We start from the raw sequence: 14576 nt of genomic DNA on the forward strand, positions 1-14576 counted from the left end.
GGGCGATCATGAACCCGTCGCCCTCGCCGGCCAGCATGTTGCGCGCCGGCACCCGGACGTCGGTGAACCGCAGCTCGGAGTGCCCGTGCTGGTCCTGGTACCCGAAGACGGGCAGGTGCCGGACGATCTCCAGGCCGGGGGTGTCGCGGGGGACCAGGATCATCGACTGCTGCCGGTGCGGCGGGCCGTCGGGGTCGGTCTTGCCCATGACGATGAAGACCTGGCAGCGCTCGTCGGCCGAGCCGGTGATCCACCACTTGCGGCCGTTGATGACGTAGTCGTCGCCGTCGCGCACGATCGAGGTGGAGATGTTGCGGGCGTCCGACGACGCGACGTCGGGCTCGGTCATGGCGAACCCGGAGCGGATCTCCCCGGCCAGCAGCGGCTCGAGCCACTGGGACTTCTGCTCGGGCGTGCCGAACAGCATCAGGGTCTCCATGTTCCCGGTGTCCGGGGCGCCGCAGTTGATGACCTCCGGCGCGATCACCGGCGACCAGCCGGTGATCTCGGCGACCGAGGCGTACTCGAGGTTGGACAGCCCGGCGAGCTCGTGGTGGAAGAGGTTCCACAGCCCGCGGGAGCGGGCCTCGGCCTTGAGCTCCTCGACGACCGGCGGCAGGCCGTGGTCGTCGTGGCCGCGCTCGCGGCGCCAGGCGTGGTAGGTCGCCTCGGCCGGGAACACCCGCTCCCGCATGAAGTCCCACATCCGGCCGGTGACGTCCTCGGCCCGGTCCGACAGCGCGAAGTCCATGCCCCGGACGGTAACCGGGGTCACCTCCGCGCTGCGGGCCGGCCGGGTCAGAACTCCGAGCGGTTCCCGGCCCGGACGTCCTTGACCGGCTCCCGGCCCCGGCGGACCGGGCCGAGCGCGATGACCAGCCCGACCAGCGCGGACAGGCCGTGCAGCCAGTTGTCCGCGGTGTTGATGGCCAACGGGTCCCAGTCCTGGCCGATCGCGAACAGGCCGTAGACGAAGGTGGCCCCGTAGCCGACGGCCAGCAGCCAGCCGTAGACCCGGGCGCGGTGCAGCGTGCCGGCCAGCGCGAGGCCGGCCAGGCCGATGACCACGTGCACCGTGTTGTGGAACGGCGTGACCATGAACCCGAGCAGGGTCTCGGTGTTGTCGAAGTAGCCGGAGAAGCCGGTCAGCGCGAAGCCGACGACCCCGACGACGAGGTAGACGGCGCCGACCGCGCCGGCGAGCAGTTGCGGCCAGGTCCAGCGGGTCTCGTGGGCGGCCGGGTCGATGGGGTCCATGGTGGTCTCCCGTTGCGTGCGGTGTCCGCCACGGCTCGACGTCGTCGGGCCCTACCCGCCGCCCACCGGACCTCAACCCACCCGGTGCAGCAGGCCGTGCTCCTCGACGGCCGGGATGGACAGCGTCCGGTAGCCCACGGTGTCGAACAGGACGACGACGCGGTCGCCCTCGGTGCGCATCACCCGGCCCGTGCCCCACTCGGTGTGCTCCACCGCCGCGTCGGCGACGAGGTCGCCGTCGGGGGTCTCGTGCCGCTCCGAGGTCCCCGCCGAGCAGGTGTCGCAGTTGCCGCACGGCTCGGCGAGCTCCTCGCCGAAGTAGCCCAGCAGGTACTGCCGCCGGCAGCCGGTGGTGTCGGCGAGCCCGCGCACCATCTCCACCCGGCTCTCGTCGACCCGCTGCCGGTGCTCGGCCAGCTCCCGCGCCGCCGCGGCCGCCTCGCCCGGCGCCGGGCCGTCGGGGGCCGGGGTGACCGTGCCGTCGTCGGCCAGCAGGACCGCGCCCACCTGGTCGAGCAGGTTGAGGTCGCGGGTGAGCGGGCTGGCCCCGCGCCCGGTCTCCTCCCGCAGCGCGGCGACGTCGACGCGGGCGCCGGCCGCGGCACCCGCCCGGACCAGACCCGCCACGTGCTGGAGGTCCTCGAGGTCGGGGACGCCGGCGGCGAAGAACTTCCGCAGCCCCAGGTCCTCCTGCCGGAAGAACAGGACGGCGACCGCGGGCTCGCCGTCCCGTCCGGCGCGGCCGATCTCCTGGTACCAGCTGTCCACGGAGTCGGCGGGCTCGGCGTGCAGCACGAACCGGACGTCGGGCTTGTCGATGCCCATGCCGAACGCGGTGGTGGCCACGACGACGTCCAGGTCGCCGGCCATGAACGCCTCCTGCACCTGCTCGCGCTCGGCCTTGCGCAGCCCGGCGTGGTAGGCCCGGGCCCGCAGGCCGCGCTCGACGAGGGCGTCGGCGAGGGTGATGGTGCCCTTGCGGGTGGCGCTGTAGACGATGCCGGTGCCGTGCGCGGCCTCGGCGACGGCGCGGTCCAGCAGCGCGGCGGTCTTGCGGTCGGCGTCGGCGTGGTGCTCGACCTCCAGCCGGATCTCCGGCCGGTCGAACCCGGCGACCACCACGGCGGGGTCGGCCATCCGCAGCCGCTCGACGACCTCGCTGCGCACCGGGGGAGCGGCGGTGGCGGTCAGCGCGAGCACGGTGGGGGAGCCCAGCTGCTCGACGACGGCACCCAGCCGCAGGTAGTCGGGGCGGAAGTCGTGGCCCCAGGCGGAGACGCAGTGCGCCTCGTCGACCACGAACAGCGCCGGGACGGTGGCCGCCAGCGCCGCGACGACCTCGGTGCGGGCCAGCTGCTCGGGCGCGAGGAAGAGGAAGCGGACTCCTCCGTCGCGCAGGCCGTCCAGCGCCGCCTGCTGGTCGGTCGCGGACTCGGCGGAGTTGAGCAGGGCGGCGGTCAGGCCCAGGTCGTGCAGCCGCTGCACCTGGTCCCGCTGCAGCGCGATGAGGGGGGAGACCACCACCACCGGGCCCTCGAGCAGCTCGCCGGCCACGGTGTAGACCAGCGACTTGCCCGCGCCGCTGGGCAGCACCGCCAGGGTGTCCTGCCCGGCGCAGACCGCCTGCAGGGCGGCCTCCTGGCCGGGCCGGAACACCGCGTCCTGGTCGCCCAGCAGCTCGCGGGTGCGCTCGCGGATGCGGCGGGTGCGCACGCCCGCGGTCGCGCCCGCCACCGGACGACGGGAAACGGTGCTGGTGCTGGTCACGAGGCGGTGCCGGAGGGGGTCACCAGCCGCTGCTGCCCCCCGCCGGAGGGGTCCCAAACGCCCTGCAGGTCAGCGCCCGATCGGGTTCCGGTTGGGCCGGCGCGCACACTGTGCTGCGTGTCCCGCCCGCTCACCCTCATGGCCGTGCACGCCCACCCCGACGACGAGGCGACCTCGACCGGCGGGGTGCTCGCCAAGTACGCCGCCGAGGGCGTGACCACCGTGCTCGTGACCTGCACCGACGGCGCCCTCGGTGACGCCGGCACGGTGAAGCCGGGGGAGGAGGGCCACTCCACCGCGGAGGTCGTCGCCGCCCGCGCGGCCGAGCTCGCCGAGAGCTGCGCCATCCTCGGGGTCACCCACGCCCACCAGCTCGGCTACCACGACAGCGGGATGATGGGCTGGCCGCAGAACGACGCCGACGGTGCCTTCTGGACCACGCCGCCGGAGGAGCCGGTCGCCCGGCTGGCCGAGCTGATCGAGCGGCACCGGCCCGACGTCGTGGTCACCTACGACGAGAACGGGTTCTACGGCCACCCGGACCACATCCAGGCCCACCGCGTCACCGTGGCCGCCCTGGACCGCGCCGGCTCGGGTGCCCGGCTCTACTACTCCACCATCCGCCGCTCGGACTTCGCCCGGTTCGGCGAGCTGGTGCGGGAGGCGGGGGAGGAGTTCCCCGAGCCCGAGGAGGGCCAGGAGATGCCCGACATGGGCGTGGCCGACGACGAGGTCGCCGTGGAGGTCGACGTGACCGCGTTCGCCGGGGCCAAGCGGGACGCCCTCGCCGCCCACGCCAGCCAGGTGGAGAACATCTTCTTCCTCAAGCTGTCGCCGGAGACCTTCACCGCGGCGATGGGCCACGAGGCCTTCGTGCAGGCCCGCCCGCCCCGCGCACCGGGTGGTCCGGTGGCCGACGACCTCTTCCACGGACTGCGCTGACCGCATCCGCGGAGCTTGATGCCCCACGGGGCCGCACCTGCGTCTAGGGTGCGCCTGTGACCGCCACCTACCGGATCGCCGAGGCCGCCGAGCTGCTCGGCGTCAGCGACGACACAGTCCGCCGCTGGATCGACAGCGACCGGCTGGCCGCCCACCGCGGCGGCTCCGGCCCCGCCCAGGTCGACGGCACCGACCTCGCGCGGGTGGCCACCCAGCTGCACGAGGCGCCCGCGCCCGGCACCACCCGCGCCTCCAGCTCGCGCAACCGGCTGACCGGCATCGTCACCCGGGTCGTCCGCGACACCGTGATGGCGCAGGTGGAGATCCAGTGCGGGCCCTACCGGATGGTCTCCCTGATGAGCCGGGAGGCCGCCGACGAGCTGGGCCTGGAGGTCGGCGTCCGCGCCGTCGCCACGGTCAAGGCCACCCAGGTCAGCGTCGACGTCCCGTGAACCCGAGAAGGAGCTCCCCCGTGCGGCTGCGTGCCCTCCCCGTCCTGGCCGTCGCCGGCCTGCTCGCCCTCACCGCCTGCGGGGGGTCCACCTCCTCGGGCGCCGCCTCGTCGTCCTCGTCGGCCGCGTCGTCCAGCGGCGGGGGTGCGCTGACCGGCACGCTGACCGTCTTCGCCGCGGCCAGCCTCACCGACGTCTTCACCGACCTCGGCGACCAGCTGATGGCCGACAACCCCGACCTGGACATCACGTTCAACTTCGCCGGCAGCTCCGCGCTGGCCACCCAGATCACCCAGGGCGCCCCGGCCGACGTGTTCGCCAGCGCCAACCAGACCCAGATGACCGTCGTCACCGACGCCGGGCTGGCCGAGGGCGACCCGACCGTGTTCACCGAGAACGTCCTGGAGATCGCCGTCCCGCAGGGCAACCCGGCCGGCGTCACGGGGTTGTCGGACTTCGCCGACCCGGACCTGACGCTGGCCATCTGCGCCCCGGACGTGCCGTGCGGCGCGGCGGCCGAGCAGGTGTTCGAGGCCGCCGGGATCACCGCGCAGCCGGACACCCTGGAGGAGGACGTGCGGGCCGCGCTGACCAAGGTCGAGCTCGGCGAGGTCGACGCCGCGCTGGTCTACGCCTCCGACGTGCAGGCCGCCGGTGACCAGGTGGAGGGGATCGAGTTCCCCGAGGCCGAGGACGCCGTCAACGAGTACCCGATCTGCACGCTCACCGGGTCGCAGAACCCCGAGGCCGCGCAGGCGTTCGTCGACCTGGTCGAGTCCGACACCGGGCAGCAGGCCCTCGCCGACGCCGGCTTCCGGAGCCCCTCGTCCTGACCCGCACCCGACGGGGCAGCGGCGTCCCCCTGCCCCTCCTGGTCCCCGCGCTGCTCGGGGTCGCCTTCCTGGTGCTGCCCCTGCTCGGCCTGCTCGTCCGGGCGCCGTGGTCGCAGCTGCTGCCCCAGCTCGCCCAGCCGCAGGTCGGGGAAGCACTGCGGCTGTCGCTGGTCAGCGCGACGCTCGCGACGCTGGTCTCGCTGGTCCTCGGCGTGCCCATCGCCTGGGTGCTGGCCCGGTCGAGGATCCGGGGCCGGTCGGTGCTGCGGGCGCTGGTCACGGTGCCGCTGGTGCTGCCGCCGGTGGTGGGCGGGGTCGCGTTGTTCCTGGTGCTGGGCCGGCAGGGCATCCTCGGCCGCTGGCTGTACGAGACCTTCGACTACACGATCCCGTTCACCACGACCGCGGTCGTCATCGCCGAGACGTTCGTGGCCATGCCGTTCCTGGTGATCAGCGTCGAGGGCGCGCTGCGTGCGGCCGACGCGCGGTTCGAGGACGCCGCCGCCACCCTCGGCGCGGACCGCTGGACCACCTTCCGCCGGGTGACCCTGCCGCTGGTCGCGCCGGGCGTGGCGGCGGGGGCGGTGCTGTGCTGGGCCCGGGCGCTGGGCGAGTTCGGCGCCACCATCACCTTCGCCGGCAACTTCCCGGGGACGACGCAGACCATGCCGCTGGCGGTCTACCTGGCGCTGCAGAGCAACCCCGAGGGCGCGATCGTGCTGTCGTTGGTGCTGCTGGCGGTCTCGCTGGCCACCCTGCTGCTGCTGCGCGACCGCTGGCTGGGCCGGTCGGGGGTGCCGACGTGAGCCTGCGCGCGCACGTCGTCGTCCGGCGGGGGGCGCTGCTGGTCGACGTCGAGCTGGCCGTCGCCGACGGCGAGGTGCTGGCCGTGCTCGGGCCCAACGGCGCCGGCAAGTCCACCGTGCTGCGGGTGCTGGCCGGGCTGCTGGCCCCCGACGGCGGCCGGGTGACCGTCGGGGACGACGTCTGGGACGCCGAGGACCGGCACGTGCCCGCCCACGAGCGGTCCCTCGGCATGGTGTTCCAGGACCACCTGCTCTTCCCGCACCTGAGCACCACCGACAACGTGGCCTTCGGGCTGCGCACCCGGGGCGTGCGGAAGGCCGAGGCGCGGACGGCGGCGGCGCGGTGGCTGGCCCGGGTCGGCCTGGACGGGTTCGGCGACCGCCGGCCGACCCAGCTGTCCGGCGGGCAGGCGCAGCGGGCGGCGCTGGCCCGGGCGCTGGTGGTGGACCCCCGCCTGCTGCTGCTGGACGAGCCGCTCTCCGCGCTGGACGCCCGCACCCGGCTGACCGTGCGCGCCGAGCTGCGCCGGCACCTGGCCGAGTTCGCCGGCTGCACGGTGCTGGTCAGCCACGACCCGGTCGACGCCATGGCGCTGGCCGACCGGGTGCTGGTGGTCGAGGACGGCCGGGTCGTGCAGGAGGGCACGCCGGCCGAGGTCGCCCGGATGCCGCGCACCGACTACGTCGCCCGGCTGGTCGGGCTGTCGCTGCTGCCCGGGGTGGGCCGGGGGCGGTCGGTGGAGCTGGACTGCGGGGGCGCGGTGGCGGTGGCCGAGGACGCGCAGGGCCCGGTGTTCGTCGCCGTCCGGCCGGGGACGGTCGCGCTGTACCTGGCCCGGCCCGACGGCAGCCCGCGCAACGTGTGGCCGGCGACCCTGGTGGCGGCGACGCCGCACGGGTCGACGGTGCGCTGCGACCTCGACGGCGAGGTGCCGCTGACCGCCGACGTCACCGCGACCGCGTTCGCCGAGCTGGGTCTGCAGCCCGGCACCCGGGTGTGGGCGAGCGTGAAGGCCTCCGAGGTCGCGGTCTACCCGCGCTGAGTCAGCCGCGGTGGTCGTCCCAGACGTCGGAGGACAGCCGCACCACCAGGGCGCCGGCCACCACCAGGAAGACCACCCGGATGAACCGGTTGCCGCGCGCGATCGCCATCCGCGCGCCCAGGTAGGCGCCGGCCACGTTGGCCGCGGCCATGAGCACGCCGAGCCCGACCAGGACGGCGCCGGTGGGCAGGAAGAAGGCGAGCGCACCCAGGTTGGTGGCCACGTTGACCACCTTGGCGGTGGCGCTGGCCCGCAGGAAGTCGTACCCGACCACCGCGACCAGCCCGATCACCAGGAAGGTGCCGGTGCCGGGGCCGAGGACGCCGTCGTAGAAGCCGATGACCGCGGCAAGCGCCATCGCCAGGCCGTAGTGCGCCAGCGCCTCCCGCCGCGGCCGGGGCAGGTCGCCCAGCGAGGGCCGCAGCGCCGTGACCGCGGCGACCACCACCAGCGCGACCACGATCACGGGCTTGATCGCCTCGGCGGGCAGCCGCGCGGCCACCGATGCGCCGAGCAGGCTCAGCCCGAACGCCACGGCAGCCATCGGCAGCGCGGTGCGCAGGTCGGTGCCGGTGCGCCGCAGGTAGGTCAGCGCGCTGGTCGTGGTGCCGGCCACCGAGGCCAGCTTGTTGGTGGCCAGCGCCTGCAGCGGGGACAGGCCGCCGACCAGCAGCAGAGCGGGCAGCTGCACGAGCCCGCCCCCGCCCACGACGGCGTCCACCCACCCGGCGGCAGCGGCGGCCAGCAGCAGGACCAGCAGGGAGGTGGCCGACCCGTCGGGCGGCAGCAGGTCCAGCGCGGGCACGACGGCCGACGCTACCGTCGCTCAGACGGTGACCACGACCTTGCCGGGCAGCTCACCGCGCGCGGCCCGGGCATGCACGTCGGCCAGCCGGGCCAGCGGCACCCGCTCGGCGACGGCCACCCGCAGCTCGCCGCGGTCGACCCGGGCCACCAGCTCGGCCAGCTGCGCGGCGTCGCTGCGCACGTAGACGTCGACCCCGCGCACGCCGCGGGCCTCGTCGGTGGGTGCCGGCATCCACACCGTCGTGCTGACCACCGCCCCGCCGTCGCGCACCAGGCCGGCCAGCGCGGCGAAGGCGTCGGGCTCGAGCGGGGCCAGGTTGAGCACGAGGTCGACGGGCTCGGTGACGGCGGTGGCCAGGTCGGCGCCGGTGCGGTCGACGACCTCCGCCGCACCGGCGGCCAGGACGGCGTCCCGGCTGCGGGGGCTCGCGGTGGCGACGACGTGCGCGCCGGCGGCGGCCGCGAGCTGCACGGCGTACCCGCCGACCGCGCCGCCGGCCCCGACGACCAGCACCCGCTGCCCGGCGGTCAGCCCGCCGTGGTCGAACAGCGCCTGCCAGGCGGTCAGCCCGACCGTGGGGAGGGACGCGGCGTCGACCAGCGGGACGGCGGCGGGGGCGGGGGCGAGCACCTCGGCGGGGGCGAGCACCTGCTCGGCGGAGGCGCCGTCGGGGACCATCGGCAGGAAACCGACCACCCGGTCGCCGACCGACCAGCCGGTGACGCCCTCGCCGAGCGCGTCGACCGTGCCGGCCAGGTCCGCGCCGGGGACGTGCGGCAGGGCGACCGGGAAGGGGCCCTGCATGGCGCCGAGGCGGATGTTGCCGTCGACGGCGTTGAACGACGTGGCGGCGACCCGCACCCGCACCTCGCCGGGGCCCGGCGCAGGGAGCGGGACCTCCTCGAGGCGGAGGACGTCGGGGGTGCCGAACTCGTGGAACCGGACTGCCTGCATGGCCGTGACCTCTCTCGATGTGCTTCGAATTCGCAACACCATGCACGCTAGCAGTGCTTCGAATTCGCAGCAAGGGCGGTCGCTACGATCCCCCGGTGGCCCGCCTCGCACCGCAGCAGCTGGAGGTGTACTTCGCGCTCATGGAGGCCGCGAGCCTGCTGCAGTACGCCGTGGAGCAGCAGCTGCGCGACGACGGGCCGCTGAGCTGGGTGCAGTTCCAGGTGCTGGCCGGCCTGGCACTGGGGCCGCGGCCCAGCGAGCGGATGACCGACATCGCCGACCGCGTCGTGCACAGCCGCAGCGGGCTGACCTACCAGGCCGGGGTGCTGGAGAAGCGGGGCCTGGTCACCCGCTCGCCCGACCCGGCCGACGACCGCGGCACCGTCGTCACCATCACCGACGCCGGGCGGGCGCTGGTGGAGCAGGTGCTGCCCGGCCACGAGGACGTCGTCCAGGGCGCGCTGCTGGACCACCTGGACCCCGACGACACCGGCCGGCTCACCGCGCTGCTGCAGGCGCTGCGCGACCGGATGCGCGCCCGCCCGCCCCGGTCGGCCCGCCGCCGCTGACCCGGGTCAGCCCCGGGTGTGCGCGGTGGCGATCACCGAGCCGACCTTCCGCGGTCCCGGGTCGGTGTCGACCTGGTCGGCCACGCCGGCCTGCAGCAGCACCACCACGTCGGACCCGCCGAACTGGAAGAAGCCGAACTGCTGGCCCTTGGGCGAGGTGGTCCCGGGCACCGCGGTGATCCGCACGGACGCGACGTGGGCCATGCCGACCGCCACCACGGCGACCAGGCCGAGGTCCGGGCCGTCGCCGACCGCGGTGTCCAGCACGACCCACCCGCGGGTCTGGTGGAACTCGTAGCCGCTGTCGGCCGCGTCGACCGACTGCAGCTGGCCGTCGACGAGGTCGACCTGCATGTAGGCGTGGCCCTGCACCACGGGTGCCTCGAGCACGCGGCCGGCCACCGGCAGGTGGAACCGGTGGTAGGACGACGGCGGGAGCATGTAGTGGGTGAACGTGCCGCCGGCGAACGCCTCGGCGTGCGGGCTGCCGCTGAGCAGCTCGGGGATCGACCCGTAGGTGTGCGTGCGCTTGATGGTCGTGGCCGGGATGCGGTGGTCGGCCCCGATGTCGTAGTGGTGCACGAAGGAGCAGTCCGCCGGCGAGGTGACCACCCGGACGTCGTCCGGTGCGCTGATCGGCCGCAGGCCGGGGTTGAGCTCGCGGGCGAAGAACTGGTTGAACGTCGTCCACCCGCTGGGGGCGTTGGGGAACCCGTCGACCATGGACTCCTCGACGGTGTAGTCCGGCGCGTCGTCCAGGAAGGACTGCAGGACGTCGGGGCCGAAGGACTCCGGGGTGTCGAGGAACGCACCCCACTCCCGGGCGTAGTCGGTGAGCCAGGCGGCGAACTCCGCGGACTCCTCGACCGCGCGCGGCTCGTCCTCCCCGTGCTGGTCGACCAGCCAGAACAGGTGGGCCAGGCGGGTGCTGACCTCGCGGGCGCTGCGGTGGGCGGGGTCGGGCTCGCGCCAGGCCGGGTCGGCGGACTCCTGCGGGACCCAGCGCAGGAAGTCCTGCAGGTAGGACCGGTAGGACGCCAGGTCGGTCGGCCAGGGGAGGGCGTCGCGGACCCGGGGGTCCAACCCGGCGCGGGCCCGCTCGTCGGCCAGCGCGAGCGACCGCACCAGCCGGTCGCGCAGCTGCGGGTCGTCGGCCAGCAGCGCGTCCAGGGAGGCCAGGACGTCGGGGCGGTCGTCGGGTGCGGGCACGGCGGGCTCCTGCCGGTGGGGGGCCGGCCCGTCCTCGACCGGTGCTGCACCCCGACCGTAGGGTCGGGTGGCCGGGGCGGCAGGACGGGCCGCGTCGATGCCCCCGGCCGGGCACCGGCAGACTCTGCACGTCGACCCAGCGACGGCGACGCCGACGGGGAGGAGCGCGACCGTGCACACGGACGACGACGCGGTGGCGCGCCGGGTGCTGGGCCCGGGCCCGCTCACCCCGGTCCGGCAGCTGTTCCTGGACACCGACTGGTCGGCCACGGCGATCGGTCCGCCGGCGAGCTGGCCGGCGAGCCTGCAGGCGGCGGTCAGCACCGCGATGAACACCGGCTTCGGCATGCTGGTCATGGCCGGCCCGGAGCTGGTCATGGTCTACAACGACGCCTACGCGCCGCTGATGGGTGAGCTGCACCCGGCGATGGGGCGCCCGCTCCCCGAGGTCTGGGCCGACGAGTGGCCGCTGCTCGCGCCCATGGTGGCCGCCGTGCAGGACGAACAGGTGGCCAACTACTTCGTCGACTTCCCGCTGCTGTCCAGCCGCAACGGATTCCCCGAGCAGACCTGGTTCACCTACTCCTACAGCCCGCTGCTCGACCCCGACCTCGGCGTCGTCGGGGTGCTCGACACCGTCACCGAGACCACCGACCGGGTGCTCGCCGCCCGGCGGCTGGGGCTGGCCCAGGCGCTCGGCCAGGTGTCGACCACCCGGCACCCCGACCTGGACCGGGCGGCCGCGGCGGTCGTCGAGGTGCTCGCCGCGCACCGCGACGACCTGCCCTTCGCCGCGCTGCACCTGCTCGGCGACGTCGCGGACCCCGGCGGCCCGCTGCGGTCGGTCGCCGTGCACGGCGTCGACTCCGCCGACCCGGGACCGGCGGCCCAGGGGTGGCTGCGGGCCTCCCTCGGCGGCGCGCCGGTCGAGGTGCACCCGCTCGCCGGCACCGGCTGGGCCGGGGTGCACGCGTCCGACGGCGCCGGCGGGGGAGCGGTGCAGGGCGCCGTCGTCCTGCCGCTGACGCCACCGGGCCGCGGGTCGCCGATCGGCGCGCTGGCCCTGGGCCTGAGCCCGCACCTGCGGCACGACGACGCGTACCGCACCTTCTGGGAGCTGGTGGCCTCCCAGGTCGCCGGCATCCTCGGGGACACCCTCGCCCACCTGGCCGAGCAGGCCGCCGCCGCGGCCAGCCGGTCGATGGCGGAGGTGCTGCAGCGCAGCCTGCTCACCGAGCCCGCCGCCCCCGACCACCTCGAGGTCGTCGTCCGGTACCGCCCGGCCGTCACCGAGGTCGAGGTCGGCGGGGACTGGTACGACGCCTTCCGCTGCCCCGACGGCAGCACCTGGCTGGTGGTCGGCGACGTCGCCGGCCACGACCAGGCGGCCGCGGCCACGATGGGTCAGGTGCGCAACCTGCTGCGGGGCATCGCGTGGAGCACGCAGACCTCCCCGGCGCAGGCGCTGGCGACCCTGGACACCGCGATCGCCGGTCTCGGCGTCGGGACGCTCACCTCGGTGGTGGCCGCGCGCATCGAGCAGGACCCCGAGCTGGCCGGGTCGGGCGTGCGGCGGCTGCGCTGGTCCAACGCCGGCCACCCGCCGCCGGTGCTGCTGCACGCCGACGGCGGCGCGCAGCCGCTGACCGCGCCGGTCGACCTCATCCTCGGCGCCGACCCGGGTGCCGGGCGCCGCGACCACGAGGTCGAGCTGCGGCCCGGGGACGGCGTGCTGCTCTACACCGACGGCCTGGTCGAGCGCCGGGACGGCGACCTGGACGCCGGCCAGGACTGGCTCGTCGCCGAGCTGGCCGGCCGGGGCGACGCCCCGGTGGCGCGGCTGTGCGACGACCTGCTGTCCCGGGTCGAGGCGCACGCGGAGGACGACATCGCCCTGCTCGCCCTCCGGGCGCACCCCGAGGACCGGCCGGTGCCCGTCACCCCACGCTGACGGGAGCCCCCGCGGTGGGCCCGCCGCGCACGACGACGGCGTTGCGCAGCCGCTTGGCCTCGTAGAGGTGGCTGTCGGCGGCGCGCAGCAGCTCCTCCGGCCGGGTGCCCGCGCAGCCGACGGCGACCCCGACGGAGACGGTCACCGGGTCGCCCACCCCGCCGGCGGCGAACAGCTCCACCTCGCGGCGGACCCGCTGGGCGACCAGCTGGGCCTGCACCGGCCCGGTGGCGGGCAGCAGGAGCGCCAGCTCGTCGCCGCCGAGCCGGGCGGCGAGGTCGTCGGTGCGCACGGTGCGGCCGAGGATCCCGGCGATGCGCTGCAGCACCCGGTCCCCGCCGTCGTGGCCGCGGGTGTCGTTGACCGCCTTGAAGTGGTCGACGTCGATGAGCGCCACGGAGACCGGGGCGCTCTCGGTGGCCCGCTCGCAGGCCCGTTGCAGGTGGTCGTCCCACGACCGCCGGTTGGCCAGGCCGGTCAAGGAGTCCTGGGTGGACAGCCGGCGCAGCTCGGCGACCAGCTCGAGGGTGGTGGCCCGCTCGGCCTCCAGCTCGCTGCGCCAGTGCACCTCCGCCCGGATCGCCCGCCAGCGCAGGGCGTGGCCGATCGTGGCCACGCCGGCCGCGCTGCCCAGGTAGCAGACGGTCGCCACCAGCCCGTCGGCGTCGACCGCCCCGGCGGTGACGCACCCGGCGAGGTAGCCGACGGCGGTGGCCCCGACCAGCAGCAGGGTCCAGACCGGGCTGGCGGACAGCACCGCTCCGCAGGCGTAGAGCACCAGCGTGGCACCGAGCAGGTAGAGCTCCAGGTGGCCGACCTGGGGCAGCATCCAGCCCACCGACAGCTGCACGACGGCGAGCACCGCGGCGGTGATCTCGGCCGGCCGGCGCAGGCCCATCGGGGTGGCCCAGAGCAGCACGGCCAGCAGCGCCATCGGCACCGTGCCGGCCAGCCGCAGCGTGGTGAAGGCGGCCGCGAGCGGGGCCGGCTCCAGGGCCCGGTCGAAGAACGACCACAGCGGGTAGACCGCGACCGCGCCGGCCGACAGCGCCCGCCCACCCGCCCGGGCGCGGGTGCGCAGCCGGCGGGCGGCGCCGTCGTCGAGCCGTGGGGCGTGCCTCATGCCGTCCCATCGGCCGGTCGGCCCTCCGACCTGCGGGAACGCTGCTGCCCGTGCCCCCTCGGGGTGAGCGGAGCAGGACGGATCCGTGCCGGTGCCCCACGCGGGCCGGGGTGCCATGCTCCCCGGATGACGACCTCGACGACGTCCGGGTTCGGTCCCCGCAGCCGCGGGGTGTGGTGCACCGAGGCCGGGCCGGGCGGGCTCTGGCGGCTGGCCGGGGCCGGTTTCGACTGGGTGTCGGTGGACCTGCAGCACGGCCGGTACGACCGGCGCGAGCTGCTCGAGGCCGCCCGCGGGTGGCCCGGCCCCGCCGAGCTGGTGGTGCGGGTGCCCGCGCTGGACTTCCCCGCGATCGGGCTCGCCCTCGACGCCGGCGCGGCCGCGGTCGTCGTCCCCCAGGTCGAGGACGCCGCGGGGGCGCGGGCTGCGGTCGAGGCCGCGCACTACCCGCCGCTGGGCCGGCGCAGCGCCGGCCAGCTCGGGCCGACCTGGGGCGGCCCCACCCGGGACGAGGTGCTGTGCGCGGTGATGGTGGAGTCGGCCGCCGCGCTGGCCGACGTCGAGGCGATCGCCGCCGTCCCCGGGGTGGGCATGGTGTTCATCGGGCCGAACGACCTGTCGCTGTCCCTGGGGACGACGGTCGACGCACTGCTCGACGACCGGTCGCCGGGCTCGCCGCTGGCCCGGATCACCGCGGCGTGCGCCGCGGCCGGCGTGCCGGTGGGCGCCTACGGCGGCGACCCGGCGACGGCGGAGCGCTTCCGCGCGCACGGCATCGGTTGCCTGGCCGTGGCCACGGACCTGTGGATCACCCAGGCGGGGGCGGCCGCCGCCTTCGGCTGACGCGCAGGAACTTTGTGCA

15 protein-coding genes and 1 pseudogene are annotated in these 14576 nt (G+C 75.7%); 9 read left to right on the plus strand and 7 right to left on the minus strand.

The window, feature by feature from the left end:
• The 3 genes from BLT39_RS04315 to BLT39_RS04325 form a co-directional block, all read right to left on the minus strand.
• Positions 1–751 (minus strand): acyl-CoA dehydrogenase family protein (locus BLT39_RS04315; RefSeq protein ID WP_207507609.1); only part of this gene is annotated, 751 nt, incomplete at its 3' end.
• Between the two features lie 47 nt (positions 752–798).
• Positions 799–1257, minus strand: a complete 459-nt coding sequence (locus BLT39_RS04320) for a DUF4383 domain-containing protein (protein ID WP_091059512.1) — start codon at positions 1255–1257, stop codon at positions 799–801.
• Positions 1258–1329: 72 nt separating this feature from the next.
• A complete protein-coding gene (locus BLT39_RS04325; protein WP_242658154.1) occupies positions 1330–2991 on the minus strand; it encodes a RecQ family ATP-dependent DNA helicase in 1662 nt (553 codons plus the stop codon).
• A gap of 150 nt (positions 2992–3141) precedes the next feature.
• Here BLT39_RS04325 and BLT39_RS04330 point away from each other — a divergent pair, with 150 nt between their 5' ends.
• From BLT39_RS04330 to BLT39_RS23575, 6 genes and pseudogenes are all read left to right on the plus strand, one after another.
• Positions 3142–3966, plus strand: coding sequence for a PIG-L family deacetylase (locus BLT39_RS04330; protein ID WP_207507611.1), 825 nt, complete (start codon positions 3142–3144; stop codon positions 3964–3966).
• 56 nt (positions 3967–4022) lie between these two features.
• Complete coding sequence (locus BLT39_RS04335; protein ID WP_091059515.1) at positions 4023–4418, plus strand: TOBE domain-containing protein; 396 nt, start codon at positions 4023–4025, stop codon at positions 4416–4418.
• Positions 4419–4438: 20 nt separating this feature from the next.
• Positions 4439–5251 (plus strand): molybdate ABC transporter substrate-binding protein, encoded by an 813-nt coding sequence (gene modA, locus BLT39_RS04340; RefSeq protein WP_091059517.1) that lies wholly within the window; start codon positions 4439–4441, stop codon positions 5249–5251.
• A gap of 71 nt (positions 5252–5322) precedes the next feature.
• On the plus strand, positions 5323–6057 hold the full coding sequence (modB, locus tag BLT39_RS04345) for a molybdate ABC transporter permease subunit (protein WP_242658155.1): 735 nt from the start codon (positions 5323–5325) through the stop codon (positions 6055–6057).
• A gap of 29 nt (positions 6058–6086) precedes the next feature.
• Positions 6087–6524 (plus strand): annotated as a pseudogene (locus tag BLT39_RS23570) (ATP-binding cassette domain-containing protein); the annotation flags it as partial.
• A 198-nt stretch (positions 6525–6722) separates the two neighbouring features.
• Entirely contained in the window at positions 6723–7100 is a 378-nt protein-coding gene (locus BLT39_RS23575) for a TOBE-like domain-containing protein (RefSeq protein ID WP_479723792.1), read from the plus strand.
• A 1-nt stretch (position 7101) separates the two neighbouring features.
• On the opposite strand, the gene BLT39_RS04355 is transcribed toward BLT39_RS23575, so the two are convergent.
• Positions 7102–7905 carry a TSUP family transporter gene (locus tag BLT39_RS04355; RefSeq protein ID WP_207507612.1) on the minus strand — a complete coding sequence of 268 codons (804 nt, stop codon included), beginning with the start codon at positions 7903–7905 and terminating at the stop codon, positions 7102–7104.
• 21 nt (positions 7906–7926) lie between these two features.
• A complete protein-coding gene (locus BLT39_RS04360; RefSeq protein WP_091059527.1) occupies positions 7927–8862 on the minus strand; it encodes an NADP-dependent oxidoreductase in 936 nt (311 codons plus the stop codon).
• Between the two features lie 95 nt (positions 8863–8957).
• Here BLT39_RS04360 and BLT39_RS04365 point away from each other — a divergent pair, with 95 nt between their 5' ends.
• Positions 8958–9431 (plus strand): MarR family winged helix-turn-helix transcriptional regulator, encoded by a 474-nt coding sequence (locus BLT39_RS04365; protein ID WP_242658156.1) that lies wholly within the window; start codon positions 8958–8960, stop codon positions 9429–9431.
• A 6-nt stretch (positions 9432–9437) separates the two neighbouring features.
• Here BLT39_RS04365 and BLT39_RS04370 read toward each other — a convergent pair whose 3' ends face one another.
• Positions 9438–10640 carry a phosphatidylserine decarboxylase gene (locus BLT39_RS04370; RefSeq protein ID WP_207507613.1) on the minus strand — a complete coding sequence of 401 codons (1203 nt, stop codon included), beginning with the start codon at positions 10638–10640 and terminating at the stop codon, positions 9438–9440.
• A 172-nt stretch (positions 10641–10812) separates the two neighbouring features.
• Between BLT39_RS04370 and BLT39_RS04375 the strand changes: the two genes are divergently transcribed.
• Positions 10813–12591 (plus strand): SpoIIE family protein phosphatase, encoded by a 1779-nt coding sequence (locus BLT39_RS04375; RefSeq protein ID WP_207507614.1) that lies wholly within the window; start codon positions 10813–10815, stop codon positions 12589–12591.
• Here the strand turns inward: BLT39_RS04375 and BLT39_RS04380 are convergent.
• Positions 12578–13714: a GGDEF domain-containing protein gene (locus tag BLT39_RS04380; protein ID WP_165640149.1), complete on the minus strand. Its 1137-nt coding sequence runs from the start codon at positions 13712–13714 to the stop codon at positions 12578–12580. The two genes, BLT39_RS04375 and BLT39_RS04380, sit on opposite strands and share 14 nt — an antisense overlap.
• Positions 13715–13840: 126 nt before the next feature.
• Between BLT39_RS04380 and BLT39_RS04385 the strand changes: the two genes are divergently transcribed.
• Complete coding sequence (locus BLT39_RS04385; protein WP_091059545.1) at positions 13841–14557, plus strand: aldolase/citrate lyase family protein; 717 nt, start codon at positions 13841–13843, stop codon at positions 14555–14557.
• Positions 14558–14576: the final 19 nt, after the last annotated feature.

Source organism: Klenkia brasiliensis (assembly GCF_900100695.1).
Lineage (GTDB): Bacteria > Actinomycetota > Actinomycetes > Mycobacteriales > Geodermatophilaceae > Klenkia > Klenkia brasiliensis.